A 24,918-nucleotide genomic window follows, 5' to 3' on the forward strand; every position below is an offset into this window, starting at 1 on the left:
GCTACCATGGCGCCGCGCACCGGGGACAGTGGCATGACATCGCAACCTTACGACGACCTCGCACCCACCGAGAGCCTGGCCACGCGCCTGCAGGACGCGCCCACGGCGCCCGACGGCACGCTCGCGCCGGGTGCGCGGCTGGGGCGCTACCGGATCGAGGCCCTGCTGGGCCGCGGGGGCATGGGCGAGGTCTACCGGGCCGCGCAGCTGGAGCCGGTGCGCCGCGACGTGGCGCTGAAGTTGATGCGCGTCCAGCGCCTGCAGGCGCGCCACCTGGCCTGGTTCGAAGTGGAGCGGCAGGTGCTGGCGCAGATGCGCCACCCGGCGATCGCCCAGATCTACGACGCCGGCACCACCGAGGAAGGCTATCCGTTCTTCGCGATGGAACTGATCGATGGCACCCCGATCACCCGCTATTGCCGTGACCAGCGCCTGCCGCTGGATGCGCGCGTGGCGTTGTTCATCCGCGTCTGCGAAGGCGTGCAGCATGCGCACCACAAGGGCGTGGTGCATCGCGACCTGAAGCCGGGGAACCTGCTGGTGGACACGCTGGACGGCCGCCCCGCACCGAAGATCATCGACTTCGGCATCGCGATGACGGCATCGCTGGTGGGTGACGCCGCGCTGGAGCGCGCGGGCACGCCCGAGTACATGAGCCCGGAGCAGGCGCATGGCGATGCCGCACAGGTGGACACGCGCAGCGACGTCTATTCGCTGGGCGTGGTGCTGTGCGAACTGGTGACCGGCATACGGCCGGACGCGGTTGGCGAAACCTGGGTCGCCGGGACGCCGACCGCCATCGCGCCGTCGTCGCGCCTGGCCGCGCTGCCGCCGGAACAGGCGCAGCAGATGGCGCAGGAGCGCGGCGTGTCGCTGTCGCGGATGCGCGACCGGTTGCGTGGCGACCTGGACTGGATCGTGTTGAAGGCCATGCAGCACGACCGCGACGCGCGCTATGGTTCGGTCGCCGCGCTGGCCGACGACCTGCAGCGCTACCTCGATGGCCGCGTGGTATCGGCCGTGCCGCCGGGTCGTGGCTATGTCTGGCGCAAGTTCCTGCGCCGTCATCGCACGGCCGCGGTCGCGGCCGGCGTCGCGTTGCTGGCGCTGCTGGGCGGGCTGGGCATGTCGCTGTACGGCTTGCAGCAGGCGAAGGCGCAGCGCAGCGTCGCCGAGGCGCGCAGCGCGGAACTGGAGAAGGTCGCGGCCTTCCAGCAGTCGATGCTGGAAGGCATCGATATCGAGACCATGGGGGTCGGACTGTCGGAAGGCCTGGTGCGCCAGGTCAGCAGCCTCGATCCCTCGGCCGCGGATGCATTCGGCGCCACGCTGGCCAGGACCAGCACCAACGATCTGGCACGCGACCTCGTCGACCAGCAGCTGCTCGCGAATGCCGAACAGGCGATCGCGCGTGATTTCGCCGACCAGCCCGACGTGGCCGCCAGCCTGCGCGAGTCGGTCGGCCACGTGTATGCCGCCATCGGCCGTTACGACAAGGCGGCCGCGCACTTCGCCCAAGTCGCCGACTACCGCAGCCGCACGCATGGCGAAGGCGCGCAGGAAACGCTGCGTGCGCGGAACGACCAGGTACAGGCCTTGCTGGAGGGCGCGCACATCGACCAGGCCGAGGCCGTGCTGCAGAAGGCGCTGCCGCGTGCGTTTTCGCTGCCGGACAACGACCGGGTGCGGGTCAAGCTGGAACTGGCGCAGGCGCAGGTGATCTCGGCACGCGGCGACCGCCCGCGCGCGAAGGGCGTGGTCGAGGCCGTCCAGGCACGCCTGCTGGCCAGCGCCGGCGCGGACGATCCGGCGACGCTGGAAGCCACCAATGACCTGGCTGCCGTGCAGCGCAACCTCGGCGAACTGCCGGAGGCGCGCGCGAACATGGAGACCGTGGTGGCTCGGCGCACCGCCACGCTCGGCGCCGACCACGAGGAAACGCTGTCGGCGATGGGCAACCTGGCGGTGCTGCGCATCATGAACCGCGAGAAGGACGCCGCGATCAGCCTGCAGCGCGACCTGACCGATCGGTACGTGCGCAAGCTGGGCAGCGAACACCCGGTCACGCTGCAGGCGCGCAGCACGCTGGCCACGATGATGATTGACGGCGCCGATGCCGCGTCGGTCGAGAAGGCGCTGCCCTTGCTGCAGGAGGTGCTGGCCGCACGCGAACGCGTGCTCGGCCGCGATCACCCGCAGACCATCCGTACGCGCCTGAACCTGGCCACGGCCTACGCCCGGCGCAAGGACTTCGCGGCCGCCTTGCCGCTGGAGGAGCAGGTCATCACCGCGCGCAGCCGCGTGCTCGGCCCGGGCCATCCGGACACGCTGTCCATCCTCGTCAACCATGCCGGCACGCTGCTCAATGCGGGCCAGCCCGAGGCCGCGCTGCAGCTGCTGGGCGATGTGCAGCCGCTGGCGTTGAAGACGCTGGGCGGGAAACACCCGCAGGCGCAGCTGTCGATGGTGATCCGTGCCGAGGCACTCCGGATCACCGGGCGCAAGCGCGAAGCCCTGGCCGAGTACCAGCGGCTGTTCGACCTGCGCCGGCACGCGCTGGGCGAGACGCACGTGGAAACGCGCACGGCGGCATGGAACCTGATCGATACGTACCGCGAACTGGGCCGCCCGGCGGATGCCGAACCGCTGTACCGCCAGTACATCGCGCCGCTGCTGGCCGCCGATCCGAAGACGCTGGACGACGCGGATGCGGAATTCGCCAGCCGCTATCGCGAAGGCAAGCGGCCGGGCAGGCAGCCCGACAAGCGCGGCTGACGCCGCCCCGGCATCATTCGCCGGGCTTGGCCGCCGAACTGGGCGCTTCCGAGGCGGAACGCCGCGACAGCACCGCTTCCCGATGGGCGATATAGGCGTTCGCGCTGAAGATGATGCCCGCGCCGAGCAGCGTCCAGCGGTCCAGCGTTTCATCGAACAGCAGCCAGCCGAACACCGCCACCACCGGCAACTGCATGAAACTGATCGGCGTCAGTGCCGACACCTCGCCCAGCTTGAGCGCACGCGTCCATAGCATGTGTCCGCCCGTACCCAGCACCCCGGCGGCGATCACCCACACCCAGGTGATGCCCTGCGGCCATTCCCACACGGCCAGCGCGGGCACCAGCGACATCGGCACCCACAGCAACGTGGTGTAGATGACGATGCGGTCCGCCGGTTCGGTGTTGGAAAGCTGCTTGATCTGGATCGCGACCAGCGCGCTCATCACCGCCGCGAGCACGGCGATCATCGCGTCGACGGTGAACTGCGACGTGCCCGGCCGCACGATGATCAGCACGCCGACGAAACCCAGCGCCACCGCCGTCCAGCGGCGCGCACGCACCTGCTCGTTGAGCAGCGCTGCGGCGGCCAGGGTGACGAACAGCGGCGTGGAATACGACAGCGACACCGCCTGCGCCAGCGGCAGGTGGCCGATGGCCCAGAACCCGGCCAGCATCGAGCAGATGCCGATGACGCAGCGGAACAGGTAACGCGGGAACTGCGTGGTCTTCAGGAAGCCGGGACCATGGCGCAGGATCAGCGGCGCGGCGGCCAGCAGGCCGAAGAAGTTGCGGAAGAAGGCGATCTCGAACGTATGCAGCGTGGCCGAGGCCAGCCGGATCGCCACCACCATCAACGCAAAGAACATCGTGCTGCCCAGCATCAGCACGGCGGCACGGTAATGGGCGGGCAGGGTGGGCATCAGTGTTCCGGATCAGCTCCTTCCCCCGCGTGCGGGGGAAGGTTGGGATGGGGGCGAACGGCGCCGCGAAGGTCGAGCACCGCGCCGTTCGACGACGACACGAGAAACCGCAGCGGTCGAGTCGGTGGTGCAGGCGGCAGGAGACCGGCTCCGGTCGGCCCCCACCCCAGCCCTCCCCCGTGAACGGAGGAGGGGGCAGTACCCGGGGTGCGGACGCGCATCACCGCGAGCGCGGGCGTCGGGGGCGCATGACATGGAACACGGTCAGCGCGAAAACAGCGGACACGTAGCAAGCGAAGATCAGCCCCTTCCTCCACCTGCGGGGGAAGGGTGGGATGGGGGCCAACGGCCGCGCGAAGGTCGAGCACAGCACGGGTCATCGACGACACGAGAAACCGCAGCGGTCGAGTCGGTGGCGCAGGCGGGAGGAGACCGGCTTCGGTGCGCCCCCACCCCAGCCCTCCCCCGTGAACGGGAGAGGGGGCAGTACCCGGGGCGCGGATGCAGATCATCGCGAGCGCCGGCGTAGGGACCGCATGACATCGCACGCGGTCAGCGCGAAAACAGCGGACACGTCGCAAGCGAAGATCAGCCCCTTCCCCCGCCTGCGGGGGAAGGTTGGGATGGGGGCGCGCGGAGTCGGTGAAGGCTTGTATGCGTTCGATGGGTTGCTGCATGGGAGATCGCCGCACTCTCGGTCGTCGCGGTCGCAAGCGACGATCGGTTCCGGCGTGCCCCCACCCCAGCCTTCCCCTGCAAGCAGGGGAGGGAGCCGTATCCGAAGCGGAACGTGGATCATGGGGAAGGCCTACCAGGTCGCCCCGATGATTTTCGGTTCCGGCTCGATGGCGACGCCGAAGCGTGCCTGCACGGACGCGGCAATCTTGCGCGCCAGCGCCAGCAGTTGCGCGCCGGTCGCCTCACCGTGGTTGACCAGGACGAGGGCGTGCGTGGCGGACACGCCCGCATCGCCATCACGATGTCCTTTCCAGCCGCAGGCCTCGATCATCCACGCCGCCGACAGCTTGCGGTTGTGCGCGGCGTCGCCGCGGAACACGGGCAAGGTGGGGTAGTCGACCAGCAAGGCGTCGGCCTGCGCCTGCGAGACGATCGGATTCTTGAAGAAGCTGCCGGCATTGCCGACCACGGCCGGGTCGGGCAGCTTGCGGCGGCGGATGCGGACGACGGCTTCGCCGACGTCCCGGGCAGTCGGACTGGAGATACCCATCGCCCCCAGTTCGTCGCGGATGCCCGCATAGTCCAGGCGCAGCGCCGGCGTACGCGGCAGCAGCAACTCGACCGCGGTCACCAGGTAGCGGTCGGCCTCGCGCTTGAACACGCTGTCGCGATAGGCGAAGGCGCAGGCCTCGCGATCCAGCCGCACGCGCGTGCCGCCATGGCGGTCCAGCGCTTCGACGACGTGGATGAACTCGCCCACCTCGGTGCCGTAGGCGCCGATGTTCTGGATGGGCGATGCGCCGGCGGTGCCGGGGATCAGCGCCAGGTTCTCCAGCCCGCACAGGCCCTGGTCCAGCGTCCACATCACCAGCGGATGCCAGGCGACGCCGGCATCGGCGCGAACGAGCGCATGCTGGCCATCGTCGGACAGCACGCGCAGGGCATGCGTCGCCATCGCGATCACCGCGCCGGGCGCATTGCCGGCGAACAGCAGGTTGCTGCCACCGCCGATCACCAGCGTCTCGCCTCCGGTCACCTGGGGCAGCGCCAGCACCTTGTCCAGCGCCGAGGCTTTCTCGACTTCGATCAGCCATGGCGCCCGTGCGGGGACGCCGAACGTCGTGCGCGCGCGCAACGAGGCGTCCGCAGTGATGCGGTAGCCGCTCGTCATTCCGGTGCCACCGGGCCACCGCTGCGCGCTTCGCGCCGGCGACGGATCGCTTCCACGCACTCGCGGACCAGTTCCGGACCGCGGTAGACCAGGCCCGTATAGCACTGCACCAGCGAAGCGCCGGCCGACATCTTGGCCACTGCGTCGGCGCCGGACAGGATGCCGCCCACGCCGATCAGCGGAATCGAATCCGGCAGGCGCGTGCGCAGGCGGCGCAGCACCAGGGTGGACTGGCCCATCAGCGGCGCACCGGACAGTCCGCCGGTTTCCCGCGCATGCGCATCCTCCTGCACGCTGATCCGCGAAACGGTGGTGTTGGTGGCGATGACGCCATCGACCTGCATGTCCCCCAGCACGCGCGCCACGGCGTCGATGTCGCTGTCCGACAGGTCGGGTGCGATCTTCACCAGCATCGGCACGCGCTTGCCATGCTGCGCGGCGAGGTCTTCCTGCGACTCGCGCAGCGTACCGATCAGCTGGCGCAGCGCCTGTTCTTCCTGCAGTTCACGCAGGCCGGCGGTGTTGGGCGAGGAGATGTTGACGGTGATGTAGTCCGCCAGCGGATACACGCGTTCAAGGCAGTACAGGTAGTCGGAGGCGGCGCGCTCGTTGGAGGTGTCCTTGTTCTTGCCGATGTTGATGCCGAGCAGGCCGCGGTCGCGGCGCACGGCGCCGACGTTGCGGACCAGCGCCTCGACGCCTTCGTTGTTGAAGCCCAGCCGGTTGATGACGGCCTGGTGCTGCGGCAGGCGGAACATGCGCGGCTTCGGATTGCCGGATTGCGGCCTGGGCGTCACCGTGCCGATCTCGACGAAGCCGAAGCCCAGCGCGAACAGCGCGTCGATGTGCGTGCCGTTCTTGTCCATGCCGGCGGCCAGGCCGACCGGATTGGGGAACGTCAGGCCCATGAGCTTGGTAGGCATCGGCGTGATCGGACGCGCCACCAGGGGCGTGGTGCCGGTGCGGTAGGCCAGATCCAGCGCCTTCAGGCCCATGCCATGGGCGGTTTCGGCGTCGAGGCCGAACAGGAAGGGGCGGGCGATCGAATACATGGACGCAGGCGGGTTCAGTTCAGCGTCGCCAGCCAGGCCATCCCGCCCAGGAACAGGAAGATCACCGCGATGCCGATGATCCACAGCAGCGCCGATACCCAGCCCAGGATCAGGCCGCCGATGGCCATGCCGTCGCCGTCCAGCGTGCCCGCACTGCGGCGGATCTCGGCGCGCGCCATGTGGCCCGTGATGATGGCCACGAGGGTGCCGATGAAGGGCAACAGGGTCCAACCGAGGATGCCGGACACGAGGCTGGCGATGGCGAGGCTGCTGGTGGTGCGGACTTGGTTCATCAGGAACTCCATGCAGGGGTCAGGGAGGTGGGATGGCGCTCGATGGGGCGCAAAAAAAACGCCACCCGTTACGGGTGGCGCGATTATCCCAGATGCAGCCCCGTCCGGGGCGGCCGGCATGCGTGCATGCCGGCGCCGGTGCGGGTCAGAGGTCGAACTTGATCCCCTGCGCCAGCGGCAGCGAGTCGGAATAGTTGATGGTGTTGGTCTGCCGGCGCATGTAGACCTTCCATGCGTCCGAGCCGGATTCGCGACCACCGCCGGTTTCCTTCTCGCCACCGAACGCGCCGCCGATCTCGGCGCCGCTGGTGCCGATGTTGACGTTGGCGATGCCGCAGTCGCTGCCGGCTGCCGACAGGAACTGCTCGGCAGCCTTGAGGTTCTGGGTGAAGATCGACGACGACAGGCCCTGCGGCACGGCGTTCTGCATGTCGATGGCCTCGTCCAGCGTCGTGTACTTCATGACGTACAGGATCGGCGCGAAGGTCTCGTGCTGGACGACCTCATCCGAGTTCTTCAGGCCGGTGACGATGGCCGGCAGCACGAAGTTGCCCGGGCGGTCGATCGCGGTGCCGCCGGTCTCGACGGTGCCGCCGCTGGCCTTGGCCTTGGCGATGGAGTCGAGGAACTGCTGCACCGCGCCCTGGCTGTTGAGCGGACCCATCAGGTTGGCCGGGTCGGTCGGGTCGCCGATCTTGCCTTCCACCTGCTTGTAGGCCTTGATCAGCGTGGCCAGCACGTTGTCGTAGATGGATTCGTGCACGATCAGGCGGCGCGTGGTGGTGCAGCGCTGGCCGGCGGTGCCGACGGCGCCGAACACGATGCCCGGCACCGCCAGCTTCAGGTCGGCGGTTTCGTCCAGGATGATCGCGTTGTTGCCGCCCAGCTCCAGCAGGCTGCGGCCCATGCGGCGCGCGACGCGCTCGCCGACGGTGCGGCCGACCTGGGTGGAGCCGGTGAAGCTGATCAGCGGGATGCGCTTGTCGTCGACGAACTGCTGCGCCAGTTCGACACCAGCGTCGTTGATCAGGAAGAAGATGTCCGGGAAGCCGCCGGCCTTCAGCGCGTCGTTGCAGATCTTCATGCTGGCGATCGCGGTCAGCGGCGTCTTGTTGGACGGCTTCCAGATGCAGATGTCGCCGCAGATGCCGGCCAGGAACGAGTTCCACGCCCACACCGCGACCGGGAAGTTGAACGCGCTGATGATGCCGACCAGGCCCAGCGGCTGGTACTGCTCGTACATGCGGTGGCCGGGACGCTCGGAGTGCATGGTGTAGCCGTACAGCATGCGGCTCTGGCCCACGGCGAAGTCGGCGATGTCGATCATCTCCTGCACTTCGCCGTCGCCCTCGGGCTTGCTCTTGCCCATCTCCAGCGCGACCAGCGAACCCAGTGCGTCCTTGTGCTTGCGCAGCGCCTCGCCGCACAGGCGGATCGCCTCGCCGCGGCGCGGCGCCGGCGTGGTGCGCCAGATCTTGAACGCGGCCTGCGCGCGGGCGACGACCTTCTCGTAGTCGGCCTGGCTGCTGGCGTGGACTTCGGCGATCACCTCGTTGGTGGTCGGGTTGATCGACTGCAGCACGCCGGCGTCGGTGGTGGTGGACCACTCGCCGCTACCGAGGTAGGTGCCGGAGTTGGTGGCGGACAGGCCGAGGGCCTTGAAGAGGTCTGCGGGCATGAAGTGCTCCAGGGGGATCGAATGCGAAGGACGCCGGCGGAAACCGCCGCGTCGCAGGGGGCACGATTCTATCAGAGCGACGTGCAACGGCCTTGCGTAAGCCCGTGTTTTTCCAGAGGTTCTTGTACAACAGGGGCTTGCGCGCGCCGCCGTTGATCCGCTGCCGGGGTTTGTTCGCTTCGCCGACTGGCGATGACGGCATTCGGCGATTCGCCGAGCGGGCTGCCGTGGCGCCACGGCATCGGCATGCGGTGGAAGATGGTGACCCCGGCGCGATTCGAACGCACGACCTGTCCCTTAGGAGGGGACCGCTCTATCCAGCTGAGCTACGGGGCCATCGGCGGCGATTCTCGCACGAAGCGGTCGTACGCACGACGCATGCGAGCGGATCCACGATGGACATGGCACCGTGTCGGACAGGCCCCTGTATTCCCGGATCGCATGGACATCCGCATCGACGACCTCCGCCATCCCGCCGTCGTTGCCCTGTTGCAGGAGCACCTGGACTGGATGCGCCGCACTTCGCCACCGGAGAGCGTGCATGCGCTCGACCTGGACGCATTGCGCGGCCATGACATCGCCTTCTGGGCAATGTGGGACGGCGAGGTGCTGGCCGGCTGCGGCGCACTGCGCGAACTGGATGCCGGCCATGGCGAAGTGAAGTCGATGCGTACCGCAGGGACCTACCTGCGCCGTGGTGTCGCGCAGCGGATGCTCGGCCACATCATCGATGAGGCGCGGCGACGCGGGTACTCGCGCCTGAGCCTGGAGACCGGATCGATGCCGTATTTCGCGCCTGCGCGCGCCTTGTATGCGCGTGCGGGCTTCGCACCTTGCGCACCGTTCGGCGACTACGTGGAAGACCCGAACAGCGTCTTCATGACGCGCGTGCTGTAGTGTCTCCGCCATTGGTTTCACTTGCATCCATATGAAATCATTGGCTTTGTTGCGACGCAGCGCTTGACAGCCCCCCGGGGTGCCGTGTTTTTCTTCCGCCATGCACTTCCATGCCCTCCACACGACGAACCCGATGCCGGCCTTGCCGGTGCGGACGCGTGCGGACGCCGGGCGCACCCGCATTACCACGACCATTACCACCCTGACTCGTCGGGTGCGGTGGGTTGTGTTCGCGTAATCCGCAGACCACGGCCCCGCACCCGGATCAGGATGCAGGGCCACCCGACTTCCTGATGCGTGCCGGGCCTCCTCAACGAGGTTCCTGACCCATGTCGTCCCGCAACGCCGAAGTCCAACAATCCAAACCGCGCACCGTCGTCCACAAGTTCGGCGGCACGTCCGTCGCCGATGCCGACCGCTACCGCCATGTGGCGCAGCTGCTGCTCGCGCGCGACGAGGACCTGCAGGTCACCGTCGTCTCCGCGATGAAGGGCGTCACCGATGCATTGATCGCGCTGTGCGAACTCGCGGCGGCCAACCGTCCGGAATGGCAGGAGAGCTGGCATGCGCTTCGTGCGCGCCATCGCGGTGCGGCGGTGGCGCTGCTGGGCGAAGCGGCAGGGCCGGTGATCGAATGGGTGGACGAACGCTTCGAACGGCTGCAGGAGATCCTCAATGCGCTGATCGTCATCGGCGGCCTGCCGGAGCTGGTCCTGCAGCGCGTGCAGGGCCTGGGCGAGGTGTGTTCGGCGCGTCTGCTGGGCGAGTACCTGACGCTGCAGGGCGAGGACTGCGCCGTGCTGGATGCGCGCGAGGTGTTGCGCGTCGACCATGGCGAACTCGGGGTGGTGGTCGACTGGGAAACCAGCGCGCAGCGCCTGGCGGCATGGCAGGCCTCGCATCCGCAACGGCGGGTGGTGGCGACCGGCTTCGTGGCGCGCGATCGCGAGGGCCGCTTCACCACCTTGGGCCGGAATGGCAGCGATTATTCCGGGGCGATCTTCGCCGCGCTGTACGACGCGGCGGAACTGCACATCTGGACCGATGTCGACGGCGTGCTGTCGGCCGATCCACGGTTGGTACCGGAAGCGGTGCAACTGGGGGCGCTGAGCTACGACGAAGCCTGCGAACTTGCCTATTTCGGCGCCAAGGTCGTGCATCCGCAGACGATGTCGCCGGCGATGGAGCGCGGACTGCCGATCATCATCCGCAACACCTTCCACCCGGAGCATCCCGGTACGCGCATCACCGCCGAGCGGGATGCGGTCGGTCCGGTCAAGGGCCTGACGCTGAGCGCCGACCTGGCGCTGCTGAACCTGGAGGGCACCGGCCTGATCGGCGTGCCAGGCACCGCGGAACGCGTGTTCGCCGCGTTGCGCAATGCGCACGTCTCGGTGGTGATGATCTCGCAGGGCTCGTCTGAGCATTCGATCTGCTGCGTGGTCAAAGCCAGTGAGGCGGCGAAGGGACAGGCGGCGCTGCTGGACGTATTCGCGCACGAGCTGGATACCCGGCAGATCCAGCGCGTGCAGCGCCGGGATGGCGTCAGCGTGCTGGCGGCGGTCGGCGACGGCATGGCCGGCACGCCGGGCGTGTCGGCGCGCCTGTTCGGCGCGCTGGGTCGCGCGCAGGTGAACATCCTGGCGATCGCCCAGGGTTCGTCGGAGCGCAACATCTCCGTCGCCATCGACAGTGCCGATGCCACCAAGGCGCTGCGTGCCGCGCATGCCGGTTTCTGGCTGTCGCCGCAGACGTTCGCCGTCGGCGTGATCGGGCCGGGCAATGTCGGCGCGACACTCATCGAACAGCTGCGTGCGGCGCAACCGCAGTTGCTCGGCAAGGCCAATCTCGACCTGCGCCTGCGCGCCATCGCGTCCAGCACGCGCATGCTGCTGGACGAGCGCAGCATCGGCGCCGACTGGCGCGCGCGCTTCGACGCCAGTGCGCAGCCCGCCGACCTGGACCGCTTCACCCAGCACCTGCTGTCGGCGCACATGCCGCACGCGGTGATCGTGGACTGCAGCGCCAGTCCGGTGGTCGCGGACCGCTATGCCGAATGGCTGGCGGCGGGCATCCACGTGGTCACGCCGAACAAGCAGGCCGGTGCGGGTTCACTGGAGCGCTATCGCGCCATCGCCGAGGCGGCCGCCGCCAGCGGTGCGCGTTTCCGCTACGAAGCGACGGTCGGCGCGGGACTGCCGGTGATCTCGACGCTGCGGGACCTGCTGGATACCGGCGATACCGTGGTCTCGGTGGAGGGCATCTTCTCGGGCACGCTGGCATGGCTGTTCAACAGGTTCGACGGCAGCGTGCCGTTCTCGCAGTTGGTGACCGAAGCGCGCGGACTCGGCTACACCGAACCCGATCCGCGTGACGACCTGTCCGGCACCGACGTGGCACGCAAGCTGGTGATCCTGGCGCGGGAGGCCGGCCGCGAACTGGCGCTGGAGGACGTGCAGGTCGAAAGCCTGGTGCCGGAAGCGCTGCGCCAGGCGAGCGTCGACGACTTCATGGCGCGGCTCGATGAAGTGGATGCGACCTTCGGCGAGCGGCTGGCGAAGGCGCGCGCCGCAGGCAACGTATTGCGCTACGTCGCACGGCTGGACGCGGAAGGCCGCGCCAGCGTGGGGCTGGTCGAATTGCCGGCCGCGCACGCGTTCGGCAACCTGCGCCTGACCGACAACATCGTGCAGTTCACCACGCGCCGCTACTGCGACAATCCGCTGATCGTGCAGGGCCCCGGCGCAGGGCCGGAAGTCACCGCCGCCGGCGTATTCGCCGACGTGCTGCGCGTGGCCGCGGGACAGGGCGCGAAGCTGTGAGGCATCCGATGAGCAGGAACATGGAGTGGGCATGAGGCAGCAGGCAAGCGCGTTTTCGCCGGCATCGGTGGGCAACGTGGGCGTGGGGTTCGACATCCTGGGCCACGTGATCGAAGGCGTCGGCGATACCGTGGCGGTGCGCCGCATCGAAGCGCCGGAGGTGCGGATCGCCGCCATCCGCGGTGCCACCGTCGACCTGCCGCTGGATGCGCCCGGCAACACCGCCGGCGCGGCATTGATCTCGTTGCGGGCGGCGCTGGCGTTGCCGTTCGGGTTCGAGGTGGAGATCGAGAAGGGCATTCCGCTCGGGTCCGGCATGGGCGGTTCGGCCGCGTCGTGCGTAGCAGCGCTGGTCGCCGCCAACGCGCTGCTGGAAGCGCCGCTGACGAATGAGCAGCTCTACCCGCATGCGCTGGTCGGCGAAGCCGTCGCCAGTGGCGGCAGGCACGGCGACAACCTGGGTCCGATGCTGCTGGGCGGACTGGTGCTGTCCACGGCGGATCGGCTGGTGCGCGTGCCGGTGCCGGAGCACTGGCACAGCGTGCTGGTGCATCCGGACGCGATCCTGGAGACGCGGCGCGCGCGCGCTGCCCTGCAGGGGGCATACGAGTTGAAGGAATTCGTCGCGCAGAGCGCGAACCTGGCGCTGGTGCTGAGCGGCTGCCACGCGGGCGATGCGTCGCTGGTGCGCGATGGCCTGCGCGACGTCCTGATCGAGCCGCGCCGCGCGCCGCTGATCGTCGGATTCGATGCCGCGAAGCAGGCGGCACTGCAGGCCGGCGCGATGGGCGCCAGCATCTCCGGCGCCGGTCCCAGCGTATTCGCCTGGTTCGAATCACGCGGCGAGGCTGAAGCTGCAGCGCCGGCCATCCGTGCAGCCTTCGCGGCCGCCGGCTTCGACAGCCAGGCCTGGGTGTCGCCGATCAACGCGCCGGGCGCGGAACTGTTGTCCGCCCACTGAGCATTTTCCTTCCGGTCGCCGCGTTTCGCATGCGGCGCTTTCCTGACGACAGACCATGAACTTCATCTCGACCCGCAATGCCGCACCCACCGCTTCCCTCAGCCAGGCGATCGCCGCCGGGCTGGCGCCCGATGGCGGGCTGTATGTTCCCGAGGCGTTGCCCGCGCCGCGCGAACCGGCGCTTGGCCGCGATATCGCCGACACGGCAACCAGCTTGCTGGCGCCTTTCTTCGCCGGCGACGGGCTGGAGGGCGAACTGGCATCGATCTGCCGCGAAGCCTTCGACTTTCCGGCGCCGCTGCGCCCGCTCGGTACGCCGGCCGATCACGTGCTGGAGCTGTTCCACGGACCCACCGCGGCGTTCAAGGATTTCGGCGCCCGGTTCCTGGCGGCTTGCATGGCGCGCCTGCGCCGCGATGAAAGCCGGCCGTTGACGATCCTCGTCGCCACATCGGGCGACACCGGCGCGGCAGTGGCCGCCGCGTTCCATCGCCAGCCCGGCCTGCGCGTGGTGGTGCTGTATCCGGACGGCCGCGTGTCGCCCCGGCAGGCGCACCAGTTGGGTTGCCTGGGCGACAACATCGCCGCGCTGCGCGTGGCCGGTTCCTTCGACGACTGCCAGGCCCTGGTGAAGCGCGCGCTCAACGATGCCGACCTGCAGGCGCAGGCGCCGCTCAGTTCGGCCAACAGCATCAGCCTGGGTCGCCTGTTGCCGCAGATGAGCTACTACGCGCACGCCGCGTCCACGCATCGCGCGGCGACGGGACAGGTGCTGAACCTCGTCATCCCCACCGGCAACCTGGGCAATGCGATGGCGGCGATCCTGGCGCGTGCGCTCGGCATGCCGCTGGGCCGGATCGTGCTGGCGACCAACGCCAACCGGGTATTGCCGGATTTCTTCGCGGGCAACGCGTACGCGCCGGCCGCCAGCGTCGCCACGCTGGCCAACGCAATGGACGTGGGTGCGCCCAGCAACTTCGAGCGCCTGCGCTGGCTCTACGCGAACGACGATGCCGGCCTGCGCGCGGCGTTCAGCGCGGCCAGCGTCGACGACGCCACCATCCGCGACGTGATCGCGCGACGCTACCGTGAACACGGCGAAGTGCATTGCCCGCATACGGCGACGGCGGTGAAGGTGCTGGAAGACCTTCGCGCACAGGGCGAGGGAGGGGACTGGGCGGTGGCCGCCACCGCGCATCCGGCCAAGTTCGAGAGCGTGGTGGAACCGCTGGTCGGGCACGCGATCGACGTGCCGCCGGCATTGGCCGACCTGCTGGCGCGTCCGGCGCATGCCGACCCGATCCCTGCCGACTACGACGCCTTGCGCGAGCGTCTGCTGGTGTAGTCGGGCCGCAGATCACGTCTGTAGGAGCGACGTCAGTCGCGACCGCACGGCCTGATGGAGAGGTCTTTTTCGTGCGTGACGGGAACAATGTGGACAGGGCTTCCGGGCAGTCACGGGTGCACGGTCGCGACTGACGTCGCTCCTACAGGATGGCGTCGCCATATTCGACGCACGAACTACTTACGATAAGCTCGCGCCCATGAAACGCACCCTGCTGTCCAGCCTCCTGCTGGCCGCGCTGCTCGCCAGTGCCGCCCCGTCCGTCACGCGCGCGCAGTCCGCCGTGCCGCAGGCCGACGTCCGCGCGCTGAAGCCGGGCGAGTTCCTGTGGTATCCGCAGATCGCACCGGAAGGTCCGGTGGTGCTGGTGGTCAGCCTCGACGAACAGCGCGCCTACGTGTATCGCAACGGCATCGCCATCGGCGTGTCGACGATCAGTTCGGGCAAGGCGGGCAAGGACACGCCGACGGGCGTGTTCACCATCCTGCAGAAGAACAAGGACCACCGTTCCAACCTCTACAACAACGCGCCGATGCCGTACATGCAGCGGCTGACGTGGGACGGCATCGCGCTGCACGGCGGACATCTGCCGGGTTATCCGGCATCGCATGGCTGCGTCCGGTTGCCGCAGGCCTTCGCCGAGAAGCTGTTCGGCATCACCCGCTTCGGCGATTCGGTGGTGGTGGCGAACGCGAAGGCGTCGCCGGCCAGCCTGGTGCATCCGGCCGTGCTGGCGCCGGTGACTGCAGGCGGGCAGGCGACCCATCCGGATCTGTCGTCCTACGAGGTGTACTGGAATGAAGCGGCGTCCCCGGAAGGACCGGTCAGCATCCTGGTCAGCCTGTACGACCGGCGCGTGTCGGTGCTCCGCAATGGCGTACTGATCGGTGCAGCGCCGTTGCAGATGGTGCACGACTTCGCGCTCAACGGCACCGTGCTGCTGGTGATGACGACCGAAATGGAAGACATCCCCAGCCTGCTCGATCCGCAGCAGAAGGAGCATCGCTGGGTCGCGCATCGCGTGCTGGGCGAATCCGGCGCCGCCATGCCGCCGTTGCGGTCGCTCGGCGACGCGTTCTGGATTCCGCAGGATTTCGCGCGCCGGCTGTATGGCGTACTGACGCCCGGCACCACGGTATTGCTGTCCGACCTGCCGGGCGTGCGCGCAACGCCGGCCGAACCGGCGACCGTGCCGGTGTTGGAATCCGACGAAACCGTCCCCACAACGGCCGTGCGCTGAGTCTTGCGGACGGATCCGGGATGCTTGCGCACCTTTCCCGTACTCCGGTCCGTGCCATGAACAGATGCCATCGCCTGCTGGTGCAATGCCTTGTCGTCATGGCGGTGGCGCCGGCAGGGCATGCCGTCGCCGCGGATGCTGCGGTCACGCCGGTCGAGCGCATGGTCGACACCCTGCATCGTGCCGCGCCGGCGCTGGATCGCGAGGTGCTGTCGATGGCGGCGCGCGCGATGACCTGTTCGATCCGCCGCGGTGAGCCGGTGCCCTTGCGGCGGCTCAGCGTCATCGACTACTCGCGCCCGTCCACGCAGCCGCGGATGTGGGTGTTCGATCTCGAGCGCCAGCGCTTGCTGTTCGAGGAGTGGGTGGCGCATGGACGCAATACCGGCGAGAACCTGGCGACACGGTTCTCCAATGCCACCGGCAGCTACATGTCCAGCCTGGGATCGTTCGTGACGCAGGAGTCGTACAGTGGCGCCAACGGCTACTCACTGCGGCTGCAGGGCCTGGAGCCGGGCTTCAACGATCACGCCCGCGACCGTGCGATCGTCATCCACGGCGCGCCGTATGTCAGCGACGCGCTGATCCGCGCGCAGGGCCGCCTGGGTCGCAGCCTGGGCTGTCCGGCGGTGCGCACCACCGTGGCGCGGCCGCTGATCGACAGCATCCGCGGCGGTTCGTTCGTGTTCGCCTACTATCCCGACCCGGCGTGGTTGAAACAGTCGCGCCTGCTCGACGCGGACTGCGGCGCAGGCGTGGCCATCCACCGTGCAGCGACCAGCGCAGGCGGTTGATCAGAGTTTGACCGGGATCTTGAGGTAGCGCCGACCATCGGCTTCCGGTGCCGGCAGGCGGCCGGCACGGATGTTGACCTGCAGCGACGGCAGCAGCAGCGCCGGTGCCGACAGCGTGGCATCGCGCGCTTCGCGCATCGCGACGAAGCTGTCTTCGTCCACACCACCGCCGAGGTGTACGTTGCGGGTCTTCTCGTCGGCGACGGTGGTTTCCCACGCGTAGTGGTCGCGTCCTGGCGCCTTGTAGTCGTGGCACAGGTACAGCGTGGTCTGCGGCGGCAGCGACAGCAGCTTCTGGATCGAGCGGTACAGCGTGCGCGCGTCGCCGCCGGGAAAATCCGCGCGTGCGGTGCCGTAGTCGGGCATGAACAGCGTATCGCCGACGAACACCGCATCGCCGATGCGGTAGGACACGCAGGCCGGCGTGTGGCCGGGCGTGTGCAGGACTTCCACCTGCAACCCGCCCAGCGGGAACACGTCGCCGTCGCGGAACAGGCGGTCGAATTCGCGGCCGTCGCCGCTGACGTCGTCCAGCCCGAACACCGGCGCGAACGTGCGCTGCACCTCGGTGATGCGCTCGCCGATGCCGATCGGTGCGCCGGTCTTTTCCTTCAGACAAGGCGCGGCGCTGAGGTGGTCGGCATGGGCATGCGTTTCCAGGATCCACTGCACGGTCAGGTCGTGGTCGGCGACGAAACCCAGGATCGCGTCGGCTGACCGATGCGATGCGCGTCCGGACCGGTGGTCGTAATCCAGCACCGGATCGATGATCGCCGCGTGGCGGCTGGCACGATCCCACACCGCGTAGGTAATCGTATTGGTGGCCTCGTCGAACCAGGCATGGACCATGGGGTGCGACACGAAGGGACTCCTCGATTCAAGCGTGGAACGGTGGGGCTGGAGGCATGATCGCAGCGTGGCGCATCCCGGCCAAGCGCGATGGTGCGGCGCCCTTGGGGGGCGTGGCGAAACCACGTCGCGGGCATTGTCGGCGTCGGCGACCTGCGGCGGAATGGCGGACCGTCACCGCTTCCTGCCGGATTTGGCGGCGGCGTGCGCCTTCGGTGCGCAATAGATGCCGTGCAGCGTCAGCATGACCTCCGCCGCCGGTCCCGGCGTCAGCGCGTAGAGCACGTTCTGCGCTTCGCGCCGTGTCTGCACCAGGCCCTCCTCGCGCAAGACCGCCAAGTGCTGCGACAGTGCGGACTGGCTGAGGTCGAGCAGGGCATTGAGATCGCCTACCGAGCGCTCGCCCGAGGTGAGCAGGCACAGGATCTGCAGGCGCTTTTCGTTGGCCAGCGCCTTGAGGAGTTGCGCAGCGTCGCCTGCATGCGCCTGCATGGCGGCGATGTCCAGCGCGGGCGTGGCGGTGCGTCGGGTCATGCGGGTTCCGTAGCGAGGGGCAGGCCTGCATTGCGCCATGCCGTGAGGCCGCCGGCAAGGGAGCGCGCCCGCGTGAAGCCGAGGGCCCGCAGGCTGTCGGCCGCCAGCGCCGAACGTCCGCCGGTCAGGCAATAGAGAAGAAGTTCACGATCCGGCGCAGCCAGCGCGTCGTTCGTGCCGCATGCCATGGCTGGATGGGCGTGGATCTGGAATTCCAGCACGCCGCGCGGGAGGTTGATCGCGCCGGGCAGGTGGCCTTGCGCGTACTCGGCCGGCTCGCGGACGTCGATCACCACGGCGTCGGCGCCCACGGCGAGCGGGGAGGGTGCGACTTCCTCGATACGGCGCCGGGCGTCGGCCACCAGGTCCTGGACGGTGTGTGTCATTGGAGTTCCATATATTAGTTGACTCTAATATTAGATATTGCTAATTTATAGTGCAAGCCATGCCGCGCCCTGCAGGGTTGCCCGGGGCGAGTTCGGCGAGGGGATGCCGTTGGCCAGTTCGCGCTGGAAACATGCGTCCAGATCAAGCCGAAGCCAGGCAACACCCACTTCCATCGGAGAACCCCCATGAACCTCGACCGTGCCGTCCTCGCCTTCGCCGGCCTGATGATCCTCGCCAGCCTTGCGCTGGGCCACTTCGTTTCGCCGCTGTGGTTCTGGCTCACCGTCTTCATCGGCGTGAACCTGCTGCAGGCCAGCGTCACCGGCTTCTGTCCGGCCGCCATCGTTTTCCGCAAGCTGGGCGTGCGCGCAGGCTGCGCATTCAAGTGAGCGCGAGGCCTGCCTTGATCCGCATCGTGGCGTCGTCGCGCGCGTTGCCGTCGCTGTTGCTGGTGGCCGCCCTCGCTGCATGCGGGCGCGACGGGCCTGCGGTGCCTGCCGTGCGCATCGAGGGCCTGCGGACGTCCCAGGTGCGGGCACCCGGCGCGGCTGACGGACGTGTCTGGGAGGGCGTGGTGGAGGCCGTGCAACAGGCCACGTTGTCGGCACAGACGAATGGGCGCGTGGTCGCCGTGTCGCGCGATGTCAATGATCGCGTGGCTGCAGGCGAGGTGCTGGTACGGCTCAGTGCGGTCGAACAGCAATCCGGCGTCGATGCCGCCCGCGCCCAGCTGCGCGCGGCGGAAGCCTCCGCGACAGAGGCGGAAGCCAACCACCAGCGTTTCGCCAACCTGGCGAAGGACCGGTTCGTGTCCCGGTCGCAGCTGGACGAGGCCAGGATGGCGCGCGATTCGGCGGTCGCGGCGCGCGATGCCGCCCGCGCACGGTTGGCGAACGCCGGCCAGCAGACCGACTACACCACGGTCCGCGCACCCTACGCCGGCATCGTCGCCACGCGCGATGTCGAGCCGGGCGAGAGCGTCGGCATCGGCCAGGCGCTCATGACCGTGTTCGCGCCGGGCGCGCTGCGCGTCGACGTGGCGGTGCCCCAGTCGGACGCGGAGGCGATCCGGACCAACCCCGCGGCCATCGTTACGTTCGACGACGGACGTCGGATCGACGCCGCGGGTGTGACCGTCTTCCCATCCGCCGACACGTCCATGCACGCGGTGAGGATCCGCGTGCAGCTGCCGGCACTCGATGCGCCGCCACAACCAGGACTGACCGCGAAAGTGGCGTTCCCGGCCGTGAAGGGCGCTGCGTTCCCGCGCGTCCCTGCCAGCGCGCTGGTGCGCCGCGGCGAGGTGACGGCGGTGTACGTGCTCAGCGAAGGGCGGCTGTCGCTGCGCCAGGTCAGGCTGGGCGATGCGGCCGGCGACCAGGTGGACGTGATCTCGGGGCTGAAACCAGGCGAGACGGTCGCCGCCGATCCGGTCGCCGCGCAGCAGGCGCTGGTGGCGGCTCGCAAGGACGGCTGACATGGCATCGCTTCCGACCCCGCCGCGACTGGGTATTTCCGGTCGACTGGCGCGCACCTTCCAGGCCAACCCGCTGACGCCGGTCCTCGCGCTGCTCGGCCTGCTGCTGGGACTGGTGGCGGTGACCATCACGCCGCGCGAGGAAGAGCCGCAGATCGACGTGACCATGGCCAACGTCATCGTGCCGTTCCCGGGCGCGGACGCACGCCAGGTCGAACAGATGGTGACCTATCCGCTGGAACAGGCGTTGTCCGGGATCGAGGAGATCAAGCACACCTATTCGATCAGCCAGCCCGGCATGGCGGTGCTGACGGTGGAGTTCCAAGTGGGCGTAAAGCGCCAGCCCGCGCTGGTGCGCCTGTACGACAAGGTGTTCTCGAACCGGGACTGGATGCCGGCGAACCTCGGCGTGGGCCAGCCCATCATCAAGCCCAAGGGCATCGACGACGTGCCGGTGATGGCGCTGACCCTGTGGACGGACGATCCGCAGCGCGGCGCACGCGACCTGGCCGAGGTGGCACACACGCTGGAAACCGAACTCAAGCGCATTCCCGGTACGCGCGACGTCTTCACCCTCGGCGCGCCGGAGCGTGCGGTGATGGTGCAACTCGACGCGGCCCGACTGGCCAGCCATGGCCTGGCGGTGAACGATCTGTCCTCGGCGTTGCAGTCCGCCAACCTGGCGCGGCAAGCGGGTGAGCGCGTCGGCATGGATGGGGTGGTGCAGGTGACGTCGGGCCAGTTCCTGGCCGACCGCGCGGACGTGGCCGGCCTGGTGCTGGGCGTGGCGGGCGGCCAGCCGGTGCGCCTGGAGGACGTAGCGACGGTCAGTGATGCGGCCGACACGCCGTCGAGCTATGTGTGGCACGGTGCGCCCGCCACGCGTGCCGGACCCGCCAGCGGGGTGGCGCCGGCGGTGACGCTGGCCATCGCCAAGAAGCCGGGTAGCAACGCCGCCGACATCACGTCCGCCGTGCTGGCACGGGTCGCGGCCTTGCGCGGCACCGTCATTCCCGACGGCATCCAGGTGGAGACCACGCGCGACTATGGACTCACGGCCAGCGACAAGGCGCAGACGCTGATCAAGAAGCTGGTCTTCGCCACCGGATCGGTGGTGGTGCTGGTGCTGTTCGCGCTGGGGCGCCGCGAGGCCATCGTCATCGGCAGCGCGGTCGTGCTGACCCTGGCGGCCACGCTGTTCGCCTCGTGGGCCATGGGATTCACCCTCAACCGCGTCTCGCTGTTCGCGCTGATCTTCTCCATCGGCATCCTGGTGGACGACGCCATCGTGGTGGTCGAGAACATCCACCGGCACATGGCGCAAGGCGGCAAGTCACTGGCCGAGGCCATTCCGCCGGCCGTGGACGAAGTGGGCGGGCCGACCATCCTGGCCACCTTCACCGTGATCGCGGCGCTGATGCCCATGGCCTTCGTCAGCGGGCTGATGGGGCCGTACATGCGGCCCATCCCGGTCAACGCCTCGGTCGGCATGCTGCTGTCGCTGATGATCGCGCTGGTGGTGACACCGTGGCTGTCGTTGAAGCTGCTCAAGCGGCATGCGGTTGCGCAGGCGGGTGAAGGCGTCGTGCACGGACATGCGGCAGGCAGCCTGGCCGCGGGCCTGCATCGCCTGTTCGAACGCGTGATGTCGCCGTTCCTCCACGCGGTGCGGGGAGCGCAGCGCCGGCGCCTGCTGTTCGCCGCCATGGCCGTGCTGGTGGCACTGGCGGCCAGCCTGGCGGTGTTCGAGCGGGTGGTGCTGAAGATGCTGCCGTTCGACAACAAGTACGAACTGCAGATCGTGGTCGACCTGCCCGAAGGCCGCACGCTGGAGGACACCAGCGCACTGCTGGTGGAACTGGCAGGCGTGCTGGACCGCACGCCGGAAGTCCTGCACTACCAGGGCTATGCCGGTACGGCCGCACCGATCAACTTCAACGGGTTGGTGCGGCAGTACTACCTGCGCGAGGGGGCGAACGTCGGCGACCTGCAGGTGAACCTGGTGGACCGTCACGACCGCGACCGCAAGAGCCACGAGATCGCCGTCGCACTGCGCCCGCAAGTGGACGCGATCGGCCGTCGCCATGGCGCATCGGTGAAAGTGGTCGAAGTGCCGCCCGGACCGCCCGTGCTGTCGCCGATCGTGGCCGAGGTGTACGGTCCGGACTACGCCCGCCAGCGCCGGGTCGCGCGGGCGCTCGAGCAGCGCTTCCTGGCCACCGGGGGCATCGTCGATGTGGACACCAGCGTGGAAGCCGATGCGCGCCGCGACATCCTGGTGATCGACCGCGTGCGCGCGGCGCGACTGGGCGTGCCGCAGTCGGCGATCACCGAGACGATTGCCGCGGGTCTGTCCGGGCTGGACGCGACCCACGTGATCGATGCCGGTTCGAAGTATCCGCGTCCGATCCGCCTGCGCCTGCCCGTGGCCGACCAGGCCTCGCTCGACGGCGTGCTCGCGCTGCGGGTGCGCGGCGGCGACGGCCAGCTGGTGCCGTTGTCGGAACTGGTGCAGCTTCGATCCACTGGATGGGATGGCGCCATCCACCACAAGGACCTGCTGCCGGTGGTGTACGTGATGGGCGACGAGAGCGGCGAGGTCGACAGCCCGCTGTACGGCATGTTCGACCTGGTCGGGCAGGTGTCGGGCAACGCCATCGACGGGCAGCAGGTGGCGCAGTTCTACATCCGCCAACCGCCCGAAACCACAAGCTTTGGCATCAAGTGGGACGGCGAGTGGCAGATCACCTACGAGACCTTCCGCGACATGGGCATCGCCTATGCGGCGGGCATGGTGCTCATCTACCTGCTGATGGTGGCCTACTTCCGCAACTACGTGGTGCCGCTGGTGATCATGGCGCCCATTCCGCTGACGGTGATCGGCGTGATGCCGGGACATGCGCTGCTGGGCGCGCAGTTCACCGCCACCAGCATGATCGGCATGATCGCGCTGGCGGGCATCATCGTGCGCAACTCGATCCTGCTGGTGGACTTCATCAACCACCTGGTCGAGCGCGGGCAGACACTGGAGTCGGCGGTCGTCGACGCCTGCGCGGTGCGCGCGCAGCCCATCGCGCTGACCGCACTGGCGGCCATGGCGGGCGCGTTCTTCATCGTGGACGACCCCATCTTCAACGGCCTGGCGATCTCGCTGATCTTCGGCATCCTCGTGTCCACGGTGCTCACCCTGGTGGTGATTCCGCTGCTGTACTACGGGTTGCTGCAGCGTCGGCGCCGGTCGTCGCCTGGCGTGCCGTGAGCACGCCCGCCTCCGGCCGGCCGCGCCGCCTGACGTATGCTGGCACCGGTACGAACTTTCCACCCTGATCGAGGCTGATCATGAGCGCTGACACCACCCTACGCATCACCCTGGAACAGGAGGACGACTACGCCTTCCGCATCCGCTTCGACGACACCGCCATCGCCGACCTGATGGCCGACGAGCCGGCGCCGCTGGGTAAAGGCGAAGGCCCGAATCCCACCCGCCTGCTGTTGGCTGCGGTGGCGAACTGCCTGTCGGCCAGCCTGCTGTTCGCGTTGCGCAAGTTCAAGAACGCGCCCGGCAAGCTGGTCACGCAGGCGACGGCCGAGCTGGTCCGCAACGAGCAGGGCCGGCTGCGCGTGGGGCACATCCATGCCGACATCCGGTTGGCCGAAGCCGGTGCCGCGCATGCCTCGCTGGAACGCATCCTCGCGCAGTTCGAGAACTTCTGCGTGGTGACGGAAAGTGTCCGCCACGGCATTGACGTGTCCGTCAGCATCACCGACGCCGATGGCGTGCAACTGCACGGTACCGCGCGCATGGATCAGGGCGGCGCCTGATCGGGCGGCTGTCGTGGGAGCGAGGTCAGTCGCGATGAGGCTTCACCGTTGGCCTTTCGCGACTGACGTCGCCCCCACAACTGCAGTAGGCACTGTCGCACGTGCGTCCGGATCGCCGCCGATGATCGGGCGTGGCATGATCCGGTCCTCCGCAGTCCGTATCCGACGCCGCCCGTGATCGCACCCATCAAAGGGAAGGCCACCTCGCTGGACATCGCCCACCTGGCGGGCGTGTCGCAGCCCACCGTGTCGCGCGCGCTGCGTGGCAGCCCGATGGTCAACGAGGAAACGCGCAAGCGCATCCTGGCCATCGCCGAAGAGCTGAACTACAAGGTCGACAAGAACGCGTCCAACCTGCGCCGGCAGCATTCGGGCACGCTGGCGCTGCTGTTCTTCGAAGATCCGACGCCGGACGAATCGGCGATCAATCCGTTCTTCCTGTCGATGCTGGGCAGCATCACCCGCGCCTGTGCGCTACGCGGCTACGACCTGCTGATCTCGTTCCAGCAGCTGTCCAACGACTGGCAGGCGGACTACGAGGACAGCAAGAAAGCCGACGGCATCATCCTGTTGGGCTATGGGGACTATCTGGAAGCGCGCGGCCGGCTGGAGCGGCTGGTGGAGCAGGGTACCCATTTCGTGCGCTGGGGCGCGGTGCAGCCGGGCACGCCGGGCGTGTCGATCGGCTGCGACAACACCCAGGGCGGACACGACATCACCGCGCACCTGCTGGCGCAGGGCCGGCGGCGCATCGCGTTCCTGGGGCATGCGTCCAATCATTACCCCGAGTTCTTCGAGCGCTACCTGGGCCATCGGCAGGCGCTGGAGATGGCGGGATTGGACGCGGACCCGGCGCTGCAGATCGACGCCATCACCACCGAGCAATCGGGACATGAGGCCGCACGTCTCTTGCTGGCCAGCGGCGTGGCATTCGATGCGGTGTTCGCCGCCAGCGACCTGATCGCGGTGGGCGCGATGAAGGCGTTGCTGGAGCATGGGCTTCGCGTGCCGGACGACGTGGCCGTGGCCGGCTTCGATGACATTCCGCTGGCGAGCTTCGTCACGCCGGGCCTGTCCACCGTGCAGCAGGACACCAAGCGTGCGGGCGCGCTGTTGGTCGAGAGCCTGCTCGCGCTGATCCATGGCGAAGCCGCGGAGAGCCAGACCATCCCGGTCCGGCTGGCATTGCGGGGATCCACCGGCAAGCCGGTTGCCTGAATC

At 68.7% G+C, this 24,918-nt stretch carries 20 protein-coding genes and 1 tRNA gene; 12 read left to right on the forward strand and 9 right to left on the reverse strand.

Going from position 1 to position 24,918, the window contains the following annotated elements:
• The first annotated feature begins 33 nt into the window (after positions 1–33).
• A complete protein-coding gene (locus V7060_RS04215) occupies positions 34–2,775 on the forward strand; it encodes a serine/threonine-protein kinase (protein ID WP_334177990.1) in 2,742 nt (913 codons plus the stop codon).
• Between the two features lie 13 nt (positions 2,776–2,788).
• Here the strand turns inward: V7060_RS04215 and V7060_RS04220 are convergent, their stop codons facing one another.
• The 6 genes from V7060_RS04220 to V7060_RS04245 form a co-directional block, all read right to left on the reverse strand.
• Entirely contained in the window at positions 2,789–3,697 is a 909-nt protein-coding gene (locus tag V7060_RS04220) for a DMT family transporter (protein WP_334177991.1), read from the reverse strand.
• A gap of 808 nt (positions 3,698–4,505) precedes the next feature.
• The gene (gene murB, locus V7060_RS04225; RefSeq protein WP_334177992.1) at positions 4,506–5,546 is read right to left on the reverse strand and encodes a UDP-N-acetylmuramate dehydrogenase; all 1,041 of its coding nucleotides are present in this window, start codon (positions 5,544–5,546) and stop codon (positions 4,506–4,508) included.
• On the reverse strand, positions 5,543–6,598 hold the full coding sequence (locus V7060_RS04230; protein ID WP_334177993.1) for a quinone-dependent dihydroorotate dehydrogenase: 1,056 nt from the start codon (positions 6,596–6,598) through the stop codon (positions 5,543–5,545). Before V7060_RS04230 ends, murB begins: the two co-directional genes overlap by 4 nt.
• 14 nt (positions 6,599–6,612) lie before the next feature.
• Positions 6,613–6,891 (reverse strand): DUF4190 domain-containing protein, encoded by a 279-nt coding sequence (locus tag V7060_RS04235; RefSeq protein WP_334177994.1) that lies wholly within the window; start codon positions 6,889–6,891, stop codon positions 6,613–6,615.
• A 145-nt stretch (positions 6,892–7,036) separates the two neighbouring features.
• The gene (locus V7060_RS04240) at positions 7,037–8,569 is read right to left on the reverse strand and encodes an aldehyde dehydrogenase family protein (RefSeq protein ID WP_334177995.1); all 1,533 of its coding nucleotides are present in this window, start codon (positions 8,567–8,569) and stop codon (positions 7,037–7,039) included.
• A 259-nt stretch (positions 8,570–8,828) separates the two neighbouring features.
• Positions 8,829–8,905 (reverse strand) — tRNA-Arg (locus V7060_RS04245).
• A 105-nt stretch (positions 8,906–9,010) separates the two neighbouring features.
• On the opposite strand from V7060_RS04245, the gene V7060_RS04250 reads away from it, so the two are divergent.
• The 6 genes from V7060_RS04250 (at position 9,011) to V7060_RS04275 (ending at position 16,628) form a co-directional block, all read left to right on the forward strand.
• Complete coding sequence (locus V7060_RS04250) at positions 9,011–9,466, forward strand: GNAT family N-acetyltransferase (RefSeq protein ID WP_334177996.1); 456 nt, start codon at positions 9,011–9,013, stop codon at positions 9,464–9,466.
• Between the two features lie 329 nt (positions 9,467–9,795).
• Entirely contained in the window at positions 9,796–12,288 is a 2,493-nt protein-coding gene (gene thrA, locus V7060_RS04255; RefSeq protein ID WP_334177997.1) for a bifunctional aspartate kinase/homoserine dehydrogenase I, read from the forward strand.
• A 31-nt stretch (positions 12,289–12,319) separates the two neighbouring features.
• A complete protein-coding gene (locus V7060_RS04260; protein WP_334177998.1) occupies positions 12,320–13,249 on the forward strand; it encodes a homoserine kinase in 930 nt (309 codons plus the stop codon).
• Between the two features lie 55 nt (positions 13,250–13,304).
• Positions 13,305–14,594, forward strand: coding sequence for a threonine synthase (thrC, locus tag V7060_RS04265; RefSeq protein ID WP_334177999.1), 1,290 nt, complete (start codon positions 13,305–13,307; stop codon positions 14,592–14,594).
• A 199-nt stretch (positions 14,595–14,793) separates the two neighbouring features.
• Complete coding sequence (locus V7060_RS04270; protein ID WP_334178000.1) at positions 14,794–15,834, forward strand: L,D-transpeptidase; 1,041 nt, start codon at positions 14,794–14,796, stop codon at positions 15,832–15,834.
• Between the two features lie 161 nt (positions 15,835–15,995).
• The gene (locus V7060_RS04275; RefSeq protein ID WP_334178095.1) at positions 15,996–16,628 is read left to right on the forward strand and encodes a murein L,D-transpeptidase catalytic domain family protein; all 633 of its coding nucleotides are present in this window, start codon (positions 15,996–15,998) and stop codon (positions 16,626–16,628) included.
• Here V7060_RS04275 and V7060_RS04280 read toward each other — a convergent pair whose 3' ends face one another.
• From V7060_RS04280 to V7060_RS04290, 3 genes are all read right to left on the reverse strand, one after another.
• A complete protein-coding gene (locus V7060_RS04280; RefSeq protein WP_345786315.1) occupies positions 16,629–17,489 on the reverse strand; it encodes an MBL fold metallo-hydrolase in 861 nt (286 codons plus the stop codon).
• A 162-nt stretch (positions 17,490–17,651) separates the two neighbouring features.
• Complete coding sequence (locus V7060_RS04285; protein ID WP_334178001.1) at positions 17,652–18,011, reverse strand: metalloregulator ArsR/SmtB family transcription factor; 360 nt, start codon at positions 18,009–18,011, stop codon at positions 17,652–17,654.
• Positions 18,008–18,397, reverse strand: a complete 390-nt coding sequence (locus tag V7060_RS04290; protein WP_334178002.1) for a rhodanese-like domain-containing protein — start codon at positions 18,395–18,397, stop codon at positions 18,008–18,010. The genes V7060_RS04285 and V7060_RS04290 overlap by 4 nt, the downstream gene beginning before the upstream one ends.
• Positions 18,398–18,583: 186 nt before the next feature.
• Here V7060_RS04290 and V7060_RS04295 point away from each other — a divergent pair, with 186 nt between their 5' ends.
• The 5 genes from V7060_RS04295 to V7060_RS04315 all read left to right on the forward strand — a co-directional run bounded on the left by V7060_RS04295 (position 18,584) and on the right by V7060_RS04315 (position 24,915).
• Entirely contained in the window at positions 18,584–18,787 is a 204-nt protein-coding gene (locus V7060_RS04295; protein WP_334178003.1) for a DUF2892 domain-containing protein, read from the forward strand.
• A 14-nt stretch (positions 18,788–18,801) separates the two neighbouring features.
• Complete coding sequence (locus V7060_RS04300; RefSeq protein ID WP_334178004.1) at positions 18,802–19,875, forward strand: efflux RND transporter periplasmic adaptor subunit; 1,074 nt, start codon at positions 18,802–18,804, stop codon at positions 19,873–19,875.
• 1 nt (position 19,876) lies between these two features.
• On the forward strand, positions 19,877–23,134 hold the full coding sequence (locus V7060_RS04305) for an efflux RND transporter permease subunit (protein WP_334178005.1): 3,258 nt from the start codon (positions 19,877–19,879) through the stop codon (positions 23,132–23,134).
• Between the two features lie 80 nt (positions 23,135–23,214).
• Complete coding sequence (locus V7060_RS04310) at positions 23,215–23,697, forward strand: OsmC family protein (protein WP_334178006.1); 483 nt, start codon at positions 23,215–23,217, stop codon at positions 23,695–23,697.
• 177 nt (positions 23,698–23,874) lie between these two features.
• Positions 23,875–24,915 carry a LacI family DNA-binding transcriptional regulator gene (locus tag V7060_RS04315; protein ID WP_334178097.1) on the forward strand — a complete coding sequence of 347 codons (1,041 nt, stop codon included), beginning with the start codon at positions 23,875–23,877 and terminating at the stop codon, positions 24,913–24,915.
• Positions 24,916–24,918 lie beyond the last annotated feature (3 nt).

This window comes from Pseudoxanthomonas sp., assembly GCF_036845285.1.
Taxonomy (GTDB): Bacteria; Pseudomonadota; Gammaproteobacteria; order Xanthomonadales; family Xanthomonadaceae; genus Pseudoxanthomonas_A.

Coding starts and splice junctions, on each gene's coding strand:
- V7060_RS04235 (WP_334177994.1), bottom strand. CDS start 6,891: ATGAACCAAGTCCGCACCACCAGCAGCCTCGCCATCGCCAGCCTCGTG.
- V7060_RS04270 (WP_334178000.1), top strand. CDS start 14,794: ATGAAACGCACCCTGCTGTCCAGCCTCCTGCTGGCCGCGCTGCTCGCC.
- V7060_RS04290 (WP_334178002.1), bottom strand. CDS start 18,397: ATGACACACACCGTCCAGGACCTGGTGGCCGACGCCCGGCGCCGTATC.
- V7060_RS04250 (WP_334177996.1), top strand. CDS start 9,011: ATGGACATCCGCATCGACGACCTCCGCCATCCCGCCGTCGTTGCCCTG.
- thrA (WP_334177997.1), top strand. CDS start 9,796: ATGTCGTCCCGCAACGCCGAAGTCCAACAATCCAAACCGCGCACCGTC.
- V7060_RS04275 (WP_334178095.1), top strand. CDS start 15,996: ATGGTCGACACCCTGCATCGTGCCGCGCCGGCGCTGGATCGCGAGGTG.
- V7060_RS04220 (WP_334177991.1), bottom strand. CDS start 3,697: ATGCCCACCCTGCCCGCCCATTACCGTGCCGCCGTGCTGATGCTGGGC.
- V7060_RS04260 (WP_334177998.1), top strand. CDS start 12,320: ATGAGGCAGCAGGCAAGCGCGTTTTCGCCGGCATCGGTGGGCAACGTG.
- V7060_RS04215 (WP_334177990.1), top strand. CDS start 34: ATGACATCGCAACCTTACGACGACCTCGCACCCACCGAGAGCCTGGCC.
- V7060_RS04305 (WP_334178005.1), top strand. CDS start 19,877: ATGGCATCGCTTCCGACCCCGCCGCGACTGGGTATTTCCGGTCGACTG.
- V7060_RS04295 (WP_334178003.1), top strand. CDS start 18,584: ATGAACCTCGACCGTGCCGTCCTCGCCTTCGCCGGCCTGATGATCCTC.
- V7060_RS04285 (WP_334178001.1), bottom strand. CDS start 18,011: ATGACCCGACGCACCGCCACGCCCGCGCTGGACATCGCCGCCATGCAG.
- V7060_RS04240 (WP_334177995.1), bottom strand. CDS start 8,569: ATGCCCGCAGACCTCTTCAAGGCCCTCGGCCTGTCCGCCACCAACTCC.
- murB (WP_334177992.1), bottom strand. CDS start 5,546: ATGACGAGCGGCTACCGCATCACTGCGGACGCCTCGTTGCGCGCGCGC.
- V7060_RS04310 (WP_334178006.1), top strand. CDS start 23,215: ATGAGCGCTGACACCACCCTACGCATCACCCTGGAACAGGAGGACGAC.
- V7060_RS04230 (WP_334177993.1), bottom strand. CDS start 6,598: ATGTATTCGATCGCCCGCCCCTTCCTGTTCGGCCTCGACGCCGAAACC.
- thrC (WP_334177999.1), top strand. CDS start 13,305: ATGAACTTCATCTCGACCCGCAATGCCGCACCCACCGCTTCCCTCAGC.